Origin of the sequence: Shewanella sp. KJ2020, assembly GCF_024197625.1 — a bacterium.
Taxonomy (GTDB): Bacteria; Pseudomonadota; Gammaproteobacteria; order Enterobacterales; family Shewanellaceae; genus Shewanella.
In genome coordinates, this window is sequence record NZ_JAKUKD010000011.1 from 137,079 (window position 1) to 156,128 (window position 19,050).

General features: G+C 44.1%; 13 protein-coding genes and 1 pseudogene. 5 read left to right on the top strand and 9 right to left on the bottom strand.

All coding sequences use genetic code 11. The features are described 5' to 3' along the window. Positions 1–17: 17 nt before the first annotated feature. The 4 genes from nagK to MJO46_RS07095 all read right to left on the bottom strand — a co-directional run bounded on the left by nagK (position 18) and on the right by MJO46_RS07095 (position 6,480). On the bottom strand, positions 18–953 hold the full coding sequence (nagK, locus tag MJO46_RS07080; RefSeq protein WP_253988711.1) for an N-acetylglucosamine kinase: 936 nt from the start codon (positions 951–953) through the stop codon (positions 18–20). A 223-nt stretch (positions 954–1,176) separates the two neighbouring features. Continuing rightward, complete coding sequence (locus tag MJO46_RS07085; protein WP_253988712.1) at positions 1,177–3,879, bottom strand: family 20 glycosylhydrolase; 2,703 nt, start codon at positions 3,877–3,879, stop codon at positions 1,177–1,179. A 28-nt stretch (positions 3,880–3,907) separates the two neighbouring features. Beyond that, positions 3,908–5,395 (bottom strand): methyl-accepting chemotaxis protein, encoded by a 1,488-nt coding sequence (locus tag MJO46_RS07090; RefSeq protein ID WP_253988713.1) that lies wholly within the window; start codon positions 5,393–5,395, stop codon positions 3,908–3,910. Further along, entirely contained in the window at positions 5,395–6,480 is a 1,086-nt protein-coding gene (locus MJO46_RS07095; RefSeq protein ID WP_253988714.1) for an ABC transporter substrate-binding protein, read from the bottom strand. Before MJO46_RS07095 ends, MJO46_RS07090 begins: the two co-directional genes overlap by 1 nt. 427 nt (positions 6,481–6,907) lie before the next feature. Between MJO46_RS07095 and istA the strand changes: the two genes are divergently transcribed. From istA to MJO46_RS07110, 3 genes and pseudogenes are all read left to right on the top strand, one after another. Next, positions 6,908–8,401: an IS21 family transposase gene (gene istA / locus MJO46_RS07100; protein ID WP_253988715.1), complete on the top strand. Its 1,494-nt coding sequence runs from the start codon at positions 6,908–6,910 to the stop codon at positions 8,399–8,401. Then, positions 8,394–9,146 (top strand): IS21-like element helper ATPase IstB, encoded by a 753-nt coding sequence (gene istB / locus MJO46_RS07105; protein WP_253988716.1) that lies wholly within the window; start codon positions 8,394–8,396, stop codon positions 9,144–9,146. Before istA ends, istB begins: the two co-directional genes overlap by 8 nt. 233 nt (positions 9,147–9,379) lie before the next feature. Continuing rightward, positions 9,380–9,901: pseudogene (locus tag MJO46_RS07110) on the top strand (TSUP family transporter); the annotation flags it as partial. A gap of 8 nt (positions 9,902–9,909) precedes the next feature. On the opposite strand, the gene MJO46_RS07115 reads toward MJO46_RS07110, so the two are convergent. From MJO46_RS07115 to MJO46_RS07125, 3 genes are all read right to left on the bottom strand, one after another. Next, positions 9,910–10,599 carry a SapC family protein gene (locus MJO46_RS07115; protein WP_253988718.1) on the bottom strand — a complete coding sequence of 230 codons (690 nt, stop codon included), beginning with the start codon at positions 10,597–10,599 and terminating at the stop codon, positions 9,910–9,912. 36 nt (positions 10,600–10,635) lie between these two features. Then, a complete protein-coding gene (locus tag MJO46_RS07120) occupies positions 10,636–12,159 on the bottom strand; it encodes a tryptophan halogenase family protein (RefSeq protein WP_253988719.1) in 1,524 nt (507 codons plus the stop codon). Between the two features lie 145 nt (positions 12,160–12,304). Further along, positions 12,305–14,932, bottom strand: a complete 2,628-nt coding sequence (locus MJO46_RS07125; RefSeq protein WP_253988720.1) for a TonB-dependent receptor — start codon at positions 14,930–14,932, stop codon at positions 12,305–12,307. 428 nt (positions 14,933–15,360) lie between these two features. Between MJO46_RS07125 and MJO46_RS07130 the strand changes: the two genes are divergently transcribed. After that, a complete protein-coding gene (locus MJO46_RS07130) occupies positions 15,361–16,377 on the top strand; it encodes a LacI family DNA-binding transcriptional regulator (RefSeq protein WP_253988721.1) in 1,017 nt (338 codons plus the stop codon). 69 nt (positions 16,378–16,446) lie between these two features. On the opposite strand, the gene MJO46_RS07135 is transcribed toward MJO46_RS07130, so the two are convergent. Together MJO46_RS07135 and glnB are read right to left on the bottom strand one after the other, a co-directional pair. Continuing rightward, a complete protein-coding gene (locus MJO46_RS07135; protein WP_253988722.1) occupies positions 16,447–17,736 on the bottom strand; it encodes an NAD(P)/FAD-dependent oxidoreductase in 1,290 nt (429 codons plus the stop codon). Positions 17,737–17,930: 194 nt separating this feature from the next. Continuing rightward, positions 17,931–18,269, bottom strand: coding sequence for a nitrogen regulatory protein P-II (gene glnB, locus MJO46_RS07140; RefSeq protein ID WP_198782608.1), 339 nt, complete (start codon positions 18,267–18,269; stop codon positions 17,931–17,933). 246 nt (positions 18,270–18,515) lie between these two features. Between glnB and MJO46_RS07145 the strand changes: the two genes are divergently transcribed. Continuing rightward, entirely contained in the window at positions 18,516–19,028 is a 513-nt protein-coding gene (locus MJO46_RS07145) for a GspH/FimT family pseudopilin (protein WP_253988723.1), read from the top strand. Positions 19,029–19,050 lie beyond the last annotated feature (22 nt).

Genomic DNA, 19,050 nt, shown 5'->3' on the forward strand with positions numbered 1-19,050 from the left:
GTCTTTTACCTTCAGGTTCAAATACAGGATTTGGCTTCAGTGCCTTTTTGCACTGACAACGACTTATTAAATTCTTGCTGGGCGAAATACATAGCACCGAGTTCGGGTGGGGCTAAGGTTTCTGAAATTTTGGCAACCACATCGGCACCGAGCCAAGCTTGTAAAGGCTCAGCAAGGCCTCCAATCATGGAAAAACGCACTGGATTTAGCCGAAATAACTTACGTGCCATTTCGCTTATATAATCCGCGCCCTCTTGCACTATAGCCGTCGCTACCGCGTCACCTTCATTGGCGCAATCAAGCACACTTCTGGCTAATGCGGCGTAGCAACTTGATGATTTACCTGCTAGATTTTCGACAATCCCGAGTGCATCTGTGACGTTAAAATAATTAAGCAGCATATCGGTTAATCGGGTCGGCGCGGCAAAACCATCGAGCGCTAACAGCACATGCTCGGCGGCTTTCAAACCCAGCCAAGCACCGCTGCCTTTATCACCCAATGCAAAACCATAACCACCAATACTCAAACTGGTATCGCCAACATGGGCATAACCGCAAGAACCTGTGCCCGTGATGATCACTGCGCCATCGGCACCTCGGTGGGCACCAATACAAGCAGTATGCAGATCTGTAGTGACATACATGGCCGCAAAAGGATGCTGCCAGTTGATCACGTCTTGATATAACCTAGGGACATTTACGCCAGCAAGACCAAGACCCGCCACCAGCAAGTGACTATCGCTCTCATTCATACCCGCATCCAGCAACGCCAGGCGAGTCGATGCTTGAATAGATTCAAATGTTTGTGTTAGACCATGCAGTGGATTAGCACGTCCAGCAACACCTGTCCCTAAAACGGTACCGTCTGCGCAGTAGATGGTGGCCCGGCACTTACTGCCGCCGCCATCTACACCTATAAACAGTTGTTGATCCTTTGTCTGGACTAACCCCATGACACCCCTCTTCATCTCTCAATGCAGTGCTATCGTTGCTGATGTGGAACCGTTAAGACGGCACTCAACTTTAGTTAACTCAATGTTACAGTAAAAATGACAGCGTTGTCATTTACTTTTTAAAGCAATTTCTAATCAAAATTTAAATTGAGGAAATCACTGGAATCGAAAAAGAAAAAGGCTGCATTTTTTTCATAAAATACAGCCAGATATAAAAACCGATTTAGTTAACGATTAAACTTCTGCCCCTGCGAATGCCATCGGCGGCAATGGCGCGGATCTCAATAGGTGCAGTGACCGCCAGCCCCGCTTGATAAGCTTGCCATGGGCCATTGAGGCTTCGGTATTCGAGTTTGAGCCCTGGATAGGCGATATTGGCAAACAGTTTACCGTCACGGATCTCGGCGCCGACCGTCGGTACGCGATAATCAATCCCCGCTTTATCTAGCTTGATAAACTCTTTGTGGCCTAAGGTATTCGCAAGTTGTTGCCAATCTTTTGCCTGGGCTTCACGCATCGCTGGGGTAAAAAATCCCGAGCCCTGGTGATACACTGCGCCTTGATATTGATAGGGAACTTCCCAAGCTGCTTGATGCCACGCACGCTCGGCCAGCATCAACAAACGAGGAAAAATCATGTACTCGGCAGTATCGTCACTGCGAATAGTTTCACTCCAGAGTTGCCCTTGAAGGCCACTAAAGACTTTGCCTTCTTCCCTCGGACCCGAGACTTTGTTACCCGCCTCATCGAGTTTTAGCCTGTCGTCCGCTTCGAATGGCTGATGCTGAATATCGGTCCATTGCTCGGCGTTAGCGGCTAAATTATCAGGCATAAAGCTAAAGACTTTATGGCTGTTGGTCGCGCGGCTCGCCCAGTAATAACCATGCTCCTTAGGATCGGCCTCGTAGGGGAAGTCAAAGTACAACACCTCAGGATTAGAAAGCACAACCTCCCACCCCAAATTCACTTGTTGATTAGCACGCGAATGACCTTTGTGGGCAATCACATCCCAAATATTGGACTGCACTTTGGCCGGCATATTCTCAGGGCGAACATGGCTCATGCCATCGCTCCATCCTGCTGCTTCTATACCCTTACTTGCCAATTGGTTTGAGATGCGCTCAATAAAATAAGCACCTAATTCGTCGATTGATTTCACGCCCTTATCGTTATTTTCCACAAAAGATAAACACTGGGGAGATTGCTTCCACGCCCCTGCCGTTTCATCCGCGCCTATGTGATAACGGGTTAATGGTTGTCCAGCGGTTTGGTGTAATTTCGCAATCTCATCAATTACTTTATCGACAAACTGATAGGTCGATTCCATGCAGACGTTAAGCGTATTGTCGTTGTAATACTGCACCGAGGAATAAACGGTTTTATCATCGGCATCCGAAAGCAGATAGGTTTTAGCCTCAGCGACTTTACCTTCGGCGATTAACTTACGGTAGCGCGCCTCCATCGATTTAATTGCCGCACGGCTGTGGCCCGGCATGTCCATCGATGGGATAACTTGAATTTGCCGCGCATCGGCATATTTCACTATGTCGATATAATCTTGTTTAGTATAGAAACCATTAACGCTCGCATCCGCATATGGGCCGCTGCCCAGTTGCGGTAACAGGCAGGTATTTTCCTCAAGGTCGTGACAGCGTTGACTGCCGATGTCGGTCAGTTCAGGTAGCCCGTCGATTTCGAGGCGCCAACCTTCATCGTCAGCCATATGCAAGTGCAACTTATTGAGTTTATAGGCCGCCATTTGATCGAGCAGATCGAGGACAAAGGCTTTACTGTGGAAATTACGCGCGACATCGATATGCATACCACGGAACGGATACCGCGGGCTATCTTCGATGGTCATCGCATTGACTCGCAAGTCCTTCACATCGACTAGGCTCGCAAGTGACGCGAGTGCATAGGAGAACCCCGCAGCATCGGCAGCGGTGATATTGATTTCACCCGCTTTGATATCGAGCCGATAGCTGCCCCCATTGCCCACACTATGCTGCAATTTAACAGTTAAACCTTGGTCGTTTTCAGCCACACCAAGACGGGCTAAACGCGCTAATGCGGCCGCGACTTGATCTGGCGTCAGCAGTTTTGGATCTAGCGTTTGATAATCGACTTTAATACCCGCAGCTAAAGATACGGCCTTATCGGCGCCGTGTACTTGGACATTTTGCGGCGTAGGAATAATCGCGTTGGTCGCCAGTGCGACATCTTCACTCACAGCTTGATTATTGACAAATAACTTTGCTGCATCAGCGGGTTGTAATTTATCCGTCTCAGTGCGGCGATATTGTTTCACCCTATCTGTATAGCCTTCGACATAGGGACGCACTTCTAATTTGGTTTCAGGGTCTTGTCCCACCTGAGTGCTGGCAATCAACACTGGCGCTAACGGCTCGGCAACTAAGTAGTAATTAGGCATGGCATCGGTTTCTGACAATTGCCATAACTCACCACGGAATCGCAGGGTCTTTTTCACACCTTTGCTAAAACCGGTAAAAGCCGCTGTCGGCGCAATGCGATATAAGTCGCCCTTTACGTGGGAGATTGTAAATTCATCGCTCTGAACCGATTGCACAGGGCGCATTTGGCTGAAATAAATCGCCCAGTCACGACTAGCAAGATCCATCCCCGGCACAAAATCAATTTCGGCCACAAAACAGCGCCCTTCGGCGAGATCTTTTTTGCAGCTATCATCGGGGATATTAGTCACAACCCGGTAAGTGACGGCCAAGGTATCGCCCAATTGCTGTAATTGAGTTTGAGTTAATGCACCTGAAGCGGCGCTAGGCTCAGTGGCAGGCGAGGCTTGCACAGGGTTAGCAGCCTGATTTGCTCCCTGAGACTCAGGCGCATCTGAACAGGCGGTTAAACCGAGTGCGACCAATATGGCGGTCGCGGCAAATGTTTTATTCATGATTATCCTTATCTAGCTCCAGAAATGGCTACAATCTGAAGGAAGTTACTAATGTCCGCAGTCTTTCCCCTTGGTGAAACAACCTCTCACTCGAATGCGCTAAGTGCTCGCTATCGAGTGATGCTGAACCTGAGACATTGGCAAGATCATTTAACGTACGAGAAATCGCTTCGGTGACGCAGGTTTGCTCCTGCGCCGCATGGGAAACTTCGATGTTCATATTACTGATATTTGAGACTAAATCAGTCACTTTAGTGAGCACTAGCTTAATTTCTTCCGAGCGGCTTACGCCCTGAGTCGAAAGGGCTTGGCTCGCTTGCATCACAGTGACAGTCTCGGCCACTCGGCTCTGAACCTGCTGGATCATTTTCTGGATTTCACCGGTGGCTTGTTGAGTTCTACTCGCCAAGGTGCGCACTTCATCGGCCACCACAGCAAAACCGCGCCCCTGTTCGCCCGCCCTCGCCGCTTCAATGGCAGCATTAAGCGCCAGTAAGTTGGTTTGCTCGGCAATACTGTTGATGACTACAACAACTTCATCAATCTTTTGGGTTTCTTGCTGTAACTGGGATACTGACAGTGCAGAGCGGGCTAATTCAGATGCCAACTTGCGGGTAATATCTAATCCAGAATCGAACTGCCTCTGACTGTCATCGACCGCTTTATCGGCCTGACTCGCCGCATCCGCGGTGCGTTTGGCATTAATGGCGACTTCATTAGCACTGGCGCTCAGTTGAGTTACCGCCGTGACCGCGGCTTCGGTTTCTTTTAGTTGGGTTTGCACGCGATCATTATTGGTTTGCGACAGCGACCCCAGCGCTTTGGCATCGCCCAGTAATTGCCCTGAGGTTTCGTGCACTTTGGAAATCGTGCCGTGGATTTGCTCCACAAAACCATTAAATGCCTTGGCAAGCTGACCAATCTCATCCTGACTCTCAACCGGTAATCTGTGGCATAAATCGCCGTCACCGCTGGCAATTTCCTCCATGGCTTGCACTATATTGGCCAGTGGCCTAATGACGAGCCGCTTCAAAATAATGAAGATCACGACTAAGCTGCCACCTAAGATCATTAAGGCTTGGAGAAAATAACCTAATAGCAAATCAGACAATTGGGCTTTCATCGGCAATGTTGAAAAAGCGATGCTCAATTGCCCCGTAGGATTACCTTGATCTGAAAACTGAATGTCGCGCTTCAGCAAATCACTGTCCGACACGGCTTCGGTCTGTTGATGTTGCGCGAGAACTTTACCGCGATGATCCGTCACTACTATCTGATAAATTTGCGCTGATTTAAGCATCACAGATAACACGGCACGGATCTGCTCATAGTCGTAGGTAAAAATGGGCTGTGCCATAGTCACTTGCAAATTGGCGACGGTATTGTTTTCAAACTCGATTTCACTGGCGGCTAATTTATCACTCGCCAACCAGTAAGATGCGCTAAACAGCACGCTAACAATCATAAAAATTGCTGCCGCTAATCCAATTTGTACTTTTAAGGCTAATGTTTTCATTATTTTGCACCTTGCATACTAAAAAGATCTAACCATAATTCTTTGCGATCTATTGGCGTTAACGGGCTTAAATCCGGCGTATTGAGGCGGATAATGACCCTTTGATCAAATTTGGCTTCACGGTACAACTGCTCAATTTTCAGCTCGCGATTGAACATCTCATCAAAGGAGCCGTCGCTTATCATACTTTCAAGCCCGGCTAAAATGGCCGCAGCGAGTTCGGGACGCTTAGGGGACACAAAGAAATACGCCGGCGAGCGATATTGCAACAGGATATGGCTATCAACCTTAAGTGCGGGATCGGGGTGGCTTGCGAGTTCATCGCCAATCTCCTGGGCGCCGAGGGCGAGATAATCAAAACGCCCACCTTCTAACATGGGGTATAAATTGCTGTACTGATAACTCGTAACCACGGGTAATCCATTGGCTTCTAGAATAGTCGCATCGGGCCAATAACGATTTTGCCCCGCCTTTAACTGCCTAAAATCCGCCATGGTTTTCACATTGGCAAATCGCATCTCATCCGCTTTGCGGATAATCAATAACCGATTACCGAGCAGCCCTTTAAACAAGGGAATGCGCACGGGTAACACAGTTTCTTCCAACTCTTTTGATGTCATGCTCCAAAACACATCGACTGTCCCTGCTAGGGTTTCTTCGACCTTACGTTTTTGATTCATCTGCGTCGACATTTCTTGCGCTTGATAGCCCGAATCCGAGCGCCGCAATGCTTCTTCAAGTAAGTTGAGTAGCCATGTCTGCTGTATCGCTGTGGTGACGATTGTTTTAGAGGTTGATGGCTGAGTGTTAACAGCCTTAGAAACGCCAGATTTTATGGGATCAGACTTAGAGTTAGAGCCAGAATCCGCGGCGAAATGACTGGAGGCGTTATCGGCTGCAAACACAGTAAAAGATGAGGACATCGAAACAGCGGCTGATGCAAGGATGAAAGATAATAAGCAAACAGCTCGTTTAGTGATAACGACCGTGTAAGCACTTGGGGTGATATAGCAAAAAACATGGCGAATGCCATTCGTCATACCCGTTGCAATAACACGCACCACAGCCGTTAAATAAATCGCCATAAATTGCAGCCTCTTTTTATTATCTGGTTTTTACCAGTGAGTTTTATTTATCTATGCCGCTAATGTTCAAATGCTGAGATAGGCAGTTGAGTAATACCGTAAAAACATTCTAAAAAAATGGCTGGGCACTTTTTACAGTACCCAGCCAACGCTAGTTTCTGGGGAGAGACTATCAAAATATCAAAGACAAACGTATCGCCGCCCGACAGCAATACTCCTGCCAAATACATGAAAAGGAGACCTCATCCTCACATGTAGACCTTACAGACAACGTATCACACAAGCAGATGACAACGCTGTCATCATTAAATTACACAAGAAAGAACATGATTTCTATTAAGCGACAATTACGGTGGCCGGTCTAGCGACAATTATCTTGGCCGGTTGATCTGATAAGGTTCGGTACAGCAGAACGGAGGAGTTCACTGTGCCGGGAACACGAATCACTCATCAACAGGTCACCATTTACATGAGACATAGAAAACGTCATAGCCAAGTTATCGCTGCTGCAAAAGCGGGTATTTCAGAGCGTTCTGCAAGGCGAATCGATAAACAAAACGAGCAGCAAACGTCGAATAAGCGTCAATGGCGAACACGCAAAGATCCACTTGAAGCTATTTGGGAAAGTATTGTTGTTCCCTTACTTCAAGATGATGAAACCTTAATGCCCGTCGGTATTTTCGATCATCTGTGTGAGTTTCATACCGATAAATTCAGTCCGAGCTCGCGCCGAACTTTAGAGCGTCGCATTCATAAATGGCGAGCTCTCAACGGCTCAAGTAAGGACGTTATGTTCCTCCAAACGCATGAATACGGTGCGTTGGGTATTACCGACTTCACTCATGTTCAGTCACCCGTGACCATTGCGCATGAGCCGCTTAAACATATGCTCCTCCATTACCGCATGCCCGCCAGTGGCTGGGCATATGCTCAAGTCATCTATGGTGGTGAAAGCTTTGCTGCGTTCTCTGATGGCCTGCAGAGAGCGTTTAAGACCGCAGGTGGTGTTCCGAAAGAGGTACGCACGGATAGTCTCAGTGCGGCCTATCGAAACCATTCAAATGATGACGACTTAACTGAGCGTTTTAATGAGTTAGTTACTCATTATGGCTTTAAGGCCTCCCGCAACAATCGTGGTGTTGCGCACGAGAACGGCGCCATAGAGAGCCCTCATGGACATCTCAAGTCACAAGTAGAACAAGCGCTAAAAATTCGTCGAAGCTACAACTTTGAAACACGAGAAGCCTATGAGCAATTTGTGGCAGATATTGTCGCTCGGCGTAATCGTCGCATCAGTGATAAGTACCTAATCGAGCAGCGACAATTACAGGCTTTACCGCGACTAATGAGCGTCAATTACACCGAGCATTATCTAACGGTGTCACGCACAAGTACGATCTCATTAAAGCGTGTTACCTACAGTGTGCCATCGCGCCTTATTAGTAGTCGATTATTGGTTCGACTATACGATAACCGACTAGAGTTATTCTATGGTACTGATTTAATTCAAGAGTTAGAGCGCGTGCATGCGTCTAAAGGCTCTCGAGCTCGCAGTATTAGCTACTTACATGTAATTGACGCGCTAGTTAAAAAGCCATTGGCGTTTCGCAATTCGCAGCTACGTGATGATTTACTTCCGGACGACAATTACAAGGCCATTTGGAAATACGTCGACGAACACCTTTTAGCGGATAAAGCGAGCTATTACATGGTAAAACTGCTGCATTTAGCCAAACAAAGTGGCTGTGAGCGTCAATTAGGGCGTTTTGTGGCAGCGTCAATTACTCAGCGACAATTACCGGCCATCCGAGAGTGTGAGAAGCAGTTTTTGTTCATTGAACCAAACACACCCCAAATGACGATAAAGCAGCACAGCTTGAGCTCTTACAACAGCATGATACCTGGGGGCTTAAATGGATAACTCAACCGCCTCACTCCCGATCATGCTCAAGCAGCTAAAGCTCGCGACCATGGTTCAGCAATGGAGCACGCTGGGTAAAAAGGCGATAAAAGAACAATGGAGCCCTCAGCAATATCTGTTTGAGCTATGCCACATCGAGCTTGCAACGCGTGATGACAGGCGTCTTCAACGGCTTCTCAAGGAAGCTAAATTACCCGTGGGTAAGAACCTTAGCAACTTCGATTTTAATCTTGTTGAAGGTGTTAATAAGCATCTTATTGCCGACTTAATTAATCAACCAAGCTGGTTAAAGCTTGGTGGCAACATCCTACTTTTTGGTGCCAGCGGCTTAGGTAAAACACACATCGCAAGCAGCATTGGCTACGGCCTTATCGAACAAGGTCACAAAGTTAAGTTTATTGCGGCCTCAGCTATTGTTCAGCAACTGCAGCAGGCGAAGCAACACTTACGACTGCAAGATGAGCTTCTAAAGCTTGATAAGTACAGTTTATTGATCATCGATGATGTTGGTTACGTTCGCAAAACGGAACAAGAAACGAGTGTGCTTTTTGAGCTGATTGCGCATCGATATGAGCGCCACAGCATGATCATCACATCGAATAAATCGTTCGACCAATGGGATGAGCTTTTTGATGACTCAACGATGACCATAGCTGCTATCGATCGGTTAGTTCATCACGCAACGATTATTCACTGCGAAGGTGAAAGTTATCGTCGTAAAACGGCCCTGAGTAAGGGCGATTAAAATTCGGTATCAACCGGCCAAGATAATTGTCGGAAAACCGGCCAAGATAATTGACGCTAGATAATGATTTCTACATTTTTTTGACAATTGTTGTTGTTTTTTATGAAAAGATATACTTAATCCATATTATTCATATAGTTAAATTGCCAACTTTATTTATTCAAGCCCATGTGACAACGCTGTCTTTCATTGGTAACATAGCGATAACATGACAAAGATCACAGTAGCTATCGATGGATCCCTTTAACACATTAACCCCTAGCAATACTCAAGCAGCTGTGCGCTTACATCGGCACTACCGAAACCTCAGCTTGGTATTGCTGCTTTGCGGAACTTGGTTATTTTGGGCGAGCCATTTTCATCCGCTATTTGATCTTATCCAAGAATATGGTCGGTTCGTTTTTCTAGGCATCACAGGAGCGATATTTGCAAACTCGACGGGAGCAGGCGGTGGAGTGATCTTTATTCCGGTATTTTCGAGCCTCGGTTTTACAGAAGCCCAAAGTGTCGCAACATCATTTATGATCCAATGTTTTGGTATGACTGCAGGCGCGATTTCATGGTCCGTGTATTATCGAAAACAGCATCACCAAGATAATCTATGGTTGAGCTTGATAAAGACGTCATCATTTACAGCCATATTTTCGGTATTAGGATTATGGACTAGCCAGCTATTGCAACTTAATTCCCCTTCTTCGCTGCACACAAGTTTCAGCATTTTCTCGATAGTACTCGGGATCGCCATCATTATTAGTTTAATAACTTATTTATCCATTACAATATCAATCAAACTCAGCGAGCAAAGGTGAGCATAAATAACAGAATAAAAACCGCGCTTCGCAAAATCGAGTAAAATCACATCATCTAGCTGCTGTAATTTTTGCTCATCGACAGTATAAATCCCATCAATATTCGTTTTAGCACCATCTAGCCCGGTAACAGTCAAAGCTTTAGGCTGCAATAGATTATGCTTAAGTAACAAGTCAATAAAATATTTAGTCATCACTCTGTAATCAGCCTGTAATGCCGCAAGTTCTAATTTCTTTGAAAGATAAGTAGTTTTATCACCAGCATCATTAAATAATCGATTAGAACCGTTTTCGGTCACTGCCGAATTATTAATATCTATACCTAAAATAATTTTCCCTTCCGAAGTATCGCTCATACCGAAAGGATATAGCTGCACTTGGATCGGCAAGTAACGGGATAGCCACTGTCCGTTCTGTAGCAGTTTATTGCTATTAGGTTTTAATGCCGTTATAGCCACTGAGATAAACTCGCCTGTTTGCGCATTCTTTGTAAAGATAATCGGAAAACTAGTAGCAGCAGACATAAACTCCTGCACCTGAAGGGGTAACATATGGGCAGTTTCAAAACAACTATAATCAATGACATCATTTACAGCTAAATTTTTATGTACAGCGTCATTTAGAGGCACAAATTGTGTTTTCATTTTATTTTCCTTTATTAACACATTAACTCTGATATTTTAAATCCGTTGCAACCCGTAAAGACTGATTTTTTCCAGAAGCTCCCTGTGCTCGGGAAGTCCGCCTACCATTCGCTGTGTTATGGTTCTCAATTCATTAAGATACAATTTGGCATTTTTCAGCGAATCAGGGTGAGTATGGGACTGCTTAGTCGGATACTTCATGCCATAAAGAACATACAAGTAATTATCCATATTAAAAACTTCAAACTTTGATGGGAAATCCTCTGGGATCGGAATAAATTGCTTCCACAGTGTAAGCCGCTGTTTTAATAAATCTGGGATAGTCTCATCGGCTCGGTTATCACGCCAAAATGCAGAGTCAGCTCTATCCGATAGGCAATAATGTAATTTGGCGAATTCAACAACCCTTTCCCATGCTTGGGAAACAGTATCATTAAATCGTTTGGCTAAATAACTGATATCCTCTTTATCCGTTGGAAACCGTTCGGCCAGCAAACGTGCTGAAAAATCAGTTAAAAGTATTGATGTGGCTTCGATAGGCTCTAAAAAACCTTGCGCTAAACCCAAAGCCACACAATTTTTGGCCCAAAACTGCTGGCGATAGCCTACTGTCATGGGGATTTTTCGATGAACGATATCCGCAAGCTTACCGCCTAAATAACGGTCAAATTTAGCCTCAGCCTCAGCATGTTCCATATGCTGGGAAGAATAAACAAAGCCAGTGCCGCGTCTTTGGGTTAGCGCAATATCCCAAATCCACCCCGCTTGATGTGCTGTTGCAAGAGTAAATGGGGGAATAATATCCGATTGCTGTGTCGGTACTTGAGCCACTAATGCCGTATCAATAAAAAGCTGGTGTGATTTATTAATAAAAGGGACGTCTAATTTTTTTGCTAAAAGAATCGATTCAAAACCACTGCAATCTATATAGAAATCAAAGGACAAAACGCCATTGTCAGTCAGCAATGACGCAATTGAGCCATCTGCAGTTAAATTAACATCCCGGACAGTCATAGAGATATGCTCAACCTTAAACTTTTCTACTGCGTTCTTCGCTAATAACTTTGCAAATTTGGCAGCATTGAGATGATAAGCATAACCAAGCACGCCTGAATATTCAGGAGTAGTAATGAGCTTTGGAGCCTTATTGGCTTCACAAACAGCATGCTGCGGAGACACATATTCCGCAAAATGTTCACTCTTATCCATTAACCAACTTGCCGTTAAATCCTCACCTAAGGAATTTGGCATATCAAAAAGATGGTGATAAAAATTCCCTTTGCCGTGGCGAGATTTATCTAACCAATTAACGAACTTAATTGATTGTTTGAAGGTGACATCGCATGAACGAATGAACTCTGACTCACTAATTCCAAAACTCTGTAATGATCTTCGAATAGCTGGCACTGTCCCTTCACCGACACCAATGATAGGAATGTCCGGCGATTCTATCAAGGTGATGGAAAGCTCAGGATTATCTTTCAATACGCGGCCTAAATGATTAGCCGCTAACCAGCCAGAAGTTCCACCACCAATAATGGCGATTTTTCTAATTGTCATAACTCGCCCCACCTTTTAGATAGAAACATGAACAGCTAGGTTTATATTTCTTACTCGTTCTGTATTTATTTTACTTTTAATAGATAAATTTGAATCTTAATAAAAAGCCTAGCGAGTGCTAGGCTTTTATTTTTACATTATCATTTTAGAAACGTAATGCTACACCGAGTTTATAGCGGGCTTCACCTTCAAAGCTCCATACTGGGTAGTCATCTTTAAACTCACTGATAACGCCTTCAGCATCCACTGGTGCAACACCTTTCTGTATGCTGTCTTCTTCAAGTAAGTTAACCACTTCAAAGGTAACAGATAAGTAATCGGTCACATTATAGTTAGCACTTAAATCTACTGTGCCATAGGCTTGATGTTCGCGGTTACCGTAGAAACCTGGTAATTCACGCATCATATATTCAGAGCGCCAGTTATAGGCTACACGGGCAGAGAAATCATCCATCTCGTAATAGCCAACTAAGTTCACTGTGTGTTTAGATGAATCAGAGAATACACCTACACGGTCTGCATAGTTTTCAGCTGGAGAAGAAGCATCAGCAAAGGTGTAGTTAGCAGAGTAACCAAGGCCATTATCGAATCCATCCTGTAACTGAAGTTCAATACCATCGATAGAGCCACCGTTAGCATTATAGTTTTCACTCACTGTCCAACAGTCGTAGACACCAGCACCACATGAGCTACCACCCGCTGCAACTAAGTTAGGATCTTCAATGCCAATTTGTTGATTCAGTTTTTCTCTAGTAGAGATAAATGAGCTAACATCTTTAATAAAGTAAGTCGCTGCAAATAAACCTTCACCACTGAAATACCACTCAATACTTAAATCAGCTTGAGAAGCTTTAAAGGGTTGTAGGTCTACGCTACCTGTGACTTTCTTTTCGTTACCTGGCGTCCCATCATTAAAACCAGGCAATTTAGATGTGGCGAATAAATCAGCATAGTTTGGACGAGAAATAACTTGTGCTGCCGAGGCTCTTAAAATTAAATCACTGGCTAAGTCGAATGCAATGTTTACGCTAGGTAATACATCGTTATAACTCGCTTTATCAGTGCTTAACTCATCGGCATAAGTACCCGTTTGGCTAAATGCATAGTAATCAGATTCAACATCAGTAGAAATATATCTTAAACCGACGTTACCGCGAACACCTTCAGTCGCAAATGTAGCCATGCTATACAGAGCGAAGTTCTTTTCCTGCAAAGTACCATAGCCAGATTTATCGAGAGTAAAACCATCGATTGCAGCATAAGCATCGTTAATCATGTTATCAAAAATAGGCTTAGGCAAAGTGAAACCTGCGCCTGATGACATAGTGCCTGAATAGTATTCAGAGGCATCTTTGGCAACGATGTTTGATGATTGAGCAGCTTCTGTCGTTTGAGTTACATCGTGATCGGCATAGCTAATACCTGATTTAATTGAGGTAATAACGCCAAGTTCGAGGGGAACGGTAATATCAAAGGTCGCGAACGACTCTTCATCTGTATTGGGTTGCTTTTTAAGGGCCCAGCCAGCAGTTTCTAACTGACCATTAAAATCGCCCGCATCAAACGAGTTATTGGCGATGTTAATATCAATCACATCACCGGTCGCGTCATAAGTACCAGCAAAATCTTCTGGTTTACCAATAGATTGACCGTAGTTAGATGTAAGATCTGTACCACCTTCGGCTTTAGTTTTACCGATACGGCCTTCTAATTTATAGGCATCTGCTTGATATGCAAAATCCAGGTCAACAGTATCAGAGGACATACTTGCTTTACGCGCCCATGTCTGTGCCCAAGCAAAACCACCTTTATCCGTATGCTCAACTAAAGTACAAACACCGGCGGCATTTTTCTTAAGACAAGTATTCTCACCTTGTTGAGTTGGGAATAGGAAAATTGACGTGTTCGCATTGTTTGCATCAAGCTGCAGACTCATCAGATTCAAACCAAACTCAAGATTCTCTGTTGGTCGGTATTGGAGCGCCGCATTTAAGGCCGTACGTTCACGATCCTGTTGGAATGTTGTTGGGACAATTTCCCCCCAACCCAGCAAGGTTTCGATACCATTGCGCTGGTATTGAGTTTTATCCAATGAACCTGCGACTAAGAAACCAAATTTTTCATCTTCCGTTTTCCAGCTGTATAGGCCTGATGTTTGTGGATCAATTTCTTCAGAGATACTGCCGTAATCGCCTTTTGCACTCAAGAAGACTGAGTTTGCATCTAAATCTAATGGCTTACGAGTTTCAACAACGACGGTTCCACCGATGCCACCTTCAGCGATATCGGCTTGAGATGATTTATAAACTTGAATACCACCGACCATTTCTGGTGGCAGTAAGCTGTAGTTAAAGCTACGGTCAATGGCTTGTTGATCAAACCACCCCGTTGAAGCAACGGCATGACCATTTAGCAATGTACTTGTTAATTGGCTAGAAGCGCCACGGATTGACACTTGCTGTCCTTGGCCAAATTGGCGGTTTACAGCAACACCAGGAATACGGCCTAAAGACTCACCGACATCACCATCAGGAAATTTACCAATATCTTCAGCGGTAACAGCATCAACTACAGCATCAGAGAAACGTTTATCGTTAACCGATGCTTTCATAGAAGCACGCATACCACGGACTTCAATTTTTTCAATATTTTCTGGCGCAGCTGTGGTTGCCGCAGCGTCTTCCGCCGCAACAGCGCTGATAGAGACAGCGCTACCGAGTAGGATAGCAATATTTGTAGCTAGTACACTTTTCTTAAAGGTTGATGGTCGCATCTCGTTTCCCTTCCATAACTTTATTATCGTTTTAGTATTCATAACCATTCCCCACGGAATGACAACGCTGTCATGTCTGAAGCAAACATTACACAATAATTAACAGCCTTGCCACAACAAAATAACGCCTGACGAAAAAAAATGTCATAAAGCGCAATTATTAAACAATGAGAATTTGAATTTCAATTATAAAACATGCAGTTATAAAAATAGGTGTAAAATTACAACCATCAACTCTCCCGTAACAGAATGAAAATAATGCCAGTTTGTAACAATCTGCCATTGCTAAGCACCTTAAATGCTCGCACTATAAGTCCCACAAATATAAAAATGGCTACGAAAATGTAAGCTTGTAAATTGCTGTTAAAGCATTTACGTTCATGGAACAGCTAGCCCTTCGCGATCTTAGATAAAGAGTTTTTACATCAATGAAAGTCACCATCAACGACGTAGCTAAATATGCTGGAGTGTCAATTAAGACAGTATCCCGTGTCACGAATAACGAACCATCGGTGAAGCAGGCCACGGTTGATAAAGTTAATGAGGCTATCAAAGCACTAAATTATCAGCCTAATCTCGCGGCGAGAAATCTCGCGGGGACAAAATCCTATGCCATTGGTTTTATTTATGATAATCCCAACGCCTATTACATTATTGATATGCAAAATGGGATTCTGTCGGCCTGTAAAGACAAAGGATATGAGCTGGTTATTCATCCCTGCAATGCAAAATCTGCGTCAATATGTGAAGAGCTAACGGCCCTCGTAAAGTACTCAAGACTCGCAGGTTTAGTGCTAACGCCTCCCCTTTCTGAAGACCCAACCGTACTTAAAGCGCTGAGTGAAATTGATGCTAATTACGTTCGTATCATCGCAGGCGAAAACGTAAAAGATCAGGATGGGCTCACCATTCTTGTTAACGATAAATCCGGTGCTATCGAAATCACCCAGCATTTAATCGATTTAGGCCATAAAGAAATCGCATTCTTAAGTGGTGATTTGCATCACGAATCGACCAAGGAACGATTACTCGGTTATAAACAAGCATTAACAAAAAACCATTTAGCTCTGAATGAAGATTACATAATTGAAGGGAAGTATTCATTTGAGTCTGGTGTTGAAGGCGCTAACAGTCTTATCAAGCTTAAACATCGCCCTACGGCGATAGTCGCATGTAACGATGAAATCGCCGCCGGGGCACTTTTTGCGGCCCGTTTAGCAGGGTTAGATATCCCCTCGGATCTTTCGATTGTCGGCTTCGAAGACAGCCCTTTCTCCCGTCAAACTTGGCCTAAACTCACCACAGTGCATCAACCCAATTCTGAAATTGCCCAGGTTGCAACAGAGCTACTTATCGCAAAACGCCGAGAGCAAGATGCAAAATATGCGAAAACCTTTACACCTGAGCCTGTGATCCGCGATTCATCCGCAGCACCAAAACGCTAACATTATCCAATGTTCTAAACGAAAACAGAGAGCAAATGCTCTCTGTTTTTATTTAATAAGCCACTAATTTTAATGTAATTTAAGTTTAGGCCGTTGCCACTTTAATAGTTTTTGTGCAATGCGATAAACGATCGCTGAAAACCAACCATAAAGACTCGCTAAGTGCCTTTGATATAAAGAGATATACATAACTCGTGCAATATGGCCTTCAACAAAGAAAGTGCCAGAGCGTAAGTTCCCCATCAAATTTCCCACAGCAGAAAAGCGGCTCAATGACACCAGTGAACCATAATCTTTATATTCAAAGGCCTTTTCTGATTTCCCCTGTAACCGATTAACAATATTGTTGAATAAAGTATCAGCCATCTGGGCTGCAGCTTGAGCTCTTGGAGGAACCGCTTGGCCCGATTCAAGGATTAACAAAGCGCAGTCACCGAGGGCATAAATGTCCTGATGCCCTTTTACCCGCATACAAGTGTCGACCTCAACTTGGTTGCGCGCTGTGATGGGGAGCTTTGTGAAATTTTGAAAAGCTTTAGGTCCTTTAACCCCTGCAGCCCATACTTTTAATCCGGCCTCAATCACATCGCCATCTTGGGTGATAAAACCATTACGTGTCACTTCCTTTACTTGCACACCAATATGTAAACGTATACCAATTTTATCAAGCACTGCTTGAGCTCTAGCGCTCACTCGCTCAGGCAACTGCGGAAGTATTTTTGGGGAGGCCTCAATCAAATGTACATCGAGATGATGCTTCGAAATGTTGAGATAACCATATTCTTTAACTGATTCAATCACATGGTGAAGCTCGGCGGCTAATTCAACCCCTGTAGCCCCAGCGCCCACAATACCGATACTGACTCTTTCCTGTGTTTCATTTAGCTGCAGCAAAGCATCAAGCAATTTATGGTGGAACAGATTCGCATTTTCTAAGCTATCGAGAAATATACAATGCTCTTCTGCCCCTAAGGTGTTGAAACTATTCGAGACACCACCCAATGCAAGCACTAAATAGTCATACTCTATTTGCCGTGGCGCTAACAGCATCTCGCCGTCATCACTATAGACCGCAGCTAATTGAATAATCTTAGCATCGGGTTCGCATTGTTCTATTTCGCCTCGAATATAGCGATAGCCATTTTTAAGCCCATGATCACGATAGAGTAATCCCTCAATTGATTGATCTATCACACCAACTGCGACTTCATGTAATTTAGGCTTCCATATATGAATAGGACTTTTGTCAATTAAGCACACATCGACGACATCACTACCGCCCCATTTTCGGCCCAACTTAGATGCAAGCGCTAAACCGGCGGCGCCACCACCCACAATCACTATTCTTTTTGTAGCCAAAATAACAACCTCGATAACCCATTTAAGAGGCTAAGTTATACCATGTTACAGATAAGAGATAACTACTTTAGTCAAGTAAAGTGGGCTATTTTCCATTAAAGATCTTTCAGAATGTGGCATATAGAGTAGATGCCAAGAACGCTTTAAGCCCAATAAAAAAGGGCCTTAAGGCCCTTTAAAATCATTATGATGGATTATACAGCCTCTTCGTTTTCTTCACCCGTGCGGATGCGAATAACACGCTCAACATCGGTCACAAAAATTTTACCGTCACCAATTTTACCAGTACGAGCGGTTTCGACAATAACATCAATCGCTTGGTCAACAAGCTCATCTTGGATAACTAGTTCAATCTTCACTTTAGGTAAAAAATCCACCATATATTCAGCACCACGATATAATTCAGTGTGCCCCTTTTGGCGTCCAAAACCTTTTACCTCTAGCACTGTCATCCCTGTAATACCAATCTCAGCAAGTGACTCGCGCACATCATCTAATTTAAAAGGCTTAATAATGGCTTCAACTTTTTTCATCAAAAATTCCTCGGCACTTGCATTAACATAATCAAACAGAATAGCACTAGCTTACACGGGCTTACGTCAATATTGAAGCACATACGCTGCTTTGCTCATAAAACACAGTTTCTACAAAACTGCGGTTAGCACATAACAGTCTAAAAAAAGCCCCCTGCTGAAGCTCAAAGATTTTATACTTATACTCTCGTCGTTCTCGACCCATTCGCTCGCGGGATGCAAGCGCAATACAAACAAGGAAGTGTTATGAGCATTTATCCAAAAGGCTTTAGCCTTATCGAACTTATTACCACGCTTTCAGTATCTGCAATCCTATTGGCCATAGGTGCGCCACCATTGACAGATTTTTATACCCGATATCGAGCCGATAGCAGTATACGAGTGATCCAACAAACATTGCAGTTCGCACGCAATCAAGCCATCTCCTTCAATAGTAAGGTAACAGTCTGCGCTCTTATCGATGATAAATGCGATTCAAACTGGCAAGTAGGCCTCACCGTTTTCATTGACATGAATAATAACAATCAACTAGATAGCAGTGATAAAAAGATCTATACAACCAATGCTTTTCACTCAAAAGATACTGTTAAATACAATCGTGCAGTCATTCGTTTTTTACCCGATGGATTAGCTTCTGGCACCAATGGAACGCTTAAATATTGTCCATCCAGCCCGACAAGTCCATATTCACAAGCAATCGTTATTAATCAAGCTGGTAGAACACGTATTTCAACGGATAGTAATATAAATTGCACTTAACCTAAGCACTAAGATAACAATT

Coding starts and splice junctions, on each gene's coding strand:
- nagK (WP_253988711.1), bottom strand. CDS start 953: ATGGGGTTAGTCCAGACAAAGGATCAACAACTGTTTATAGGTGTAGAT.
- MJO46_RS07085 (WP_253988712.1), bottom strand. CDS start 3,879: ATGAATAAAACATTTGCCGCGACCGCCATATTGGTCGCACTCGGTTTA.
- MJO46_RS07090 (WP_253988713.1), bottom strand. CDS start 5,395: ATGAAAACATTAGCCTTAAAAGTACAAATTGGATTAGCGGCAGCAATT.
- MJO46_RS07095 (WP_253988714.1), bottom strand. CDS start 6,480: ATGGCGATTTATTTAACGGCTGTGGTGCGTGTTATTGCAACGGGTATG.
- istB (WP_253988716.1), top strand. CDS start 8,394: ATGGATAACTCAACCGCCTCACTCCCGATCATGCTCAAGCAGCTAAAG.
- MJO46_RS07115 (WP_253988718.1), bottom strand. CDS start 10,599: ATGAAAACACAATTTGTGCCTCTAAATGACGCTGTACATAAAAATTTA.
- MJO46_RS07120 (WP_253988719.1), bottom strand. CDS start 12,159: ATGACAATTAGAAAAATCGCCATTATTGGTGGTGGAACTTCTGGCTGG.
- MJO46_RS07125 (WP_253988720.1), bottom strand. CDS start 14,932: ATGCGACCATCAACCTTTAAGAAAAGTGTACTAGCTACAAATATTGCT.
- MJO46_RS07130 (WP_253988721.1), top strand. CDS start 15,361: ATGAAAGTCACCATCAACGACGTAGCTAAATATGCTGGAGTGTCAATT.
- glnB (WP_198782608.1), bottom strand. CDS start 18,269: ATGAAAAAAGTTGAAGCCATTATTAAGCCTTTTAAATTAGATGATGTG.
- MJO46_RS07145 (WP_253988723.1), top strand. CDS start 18,516: ATGAGCATTTATCCAAAAGGCTTTAGCCTTATCGAACTTATTACCACG.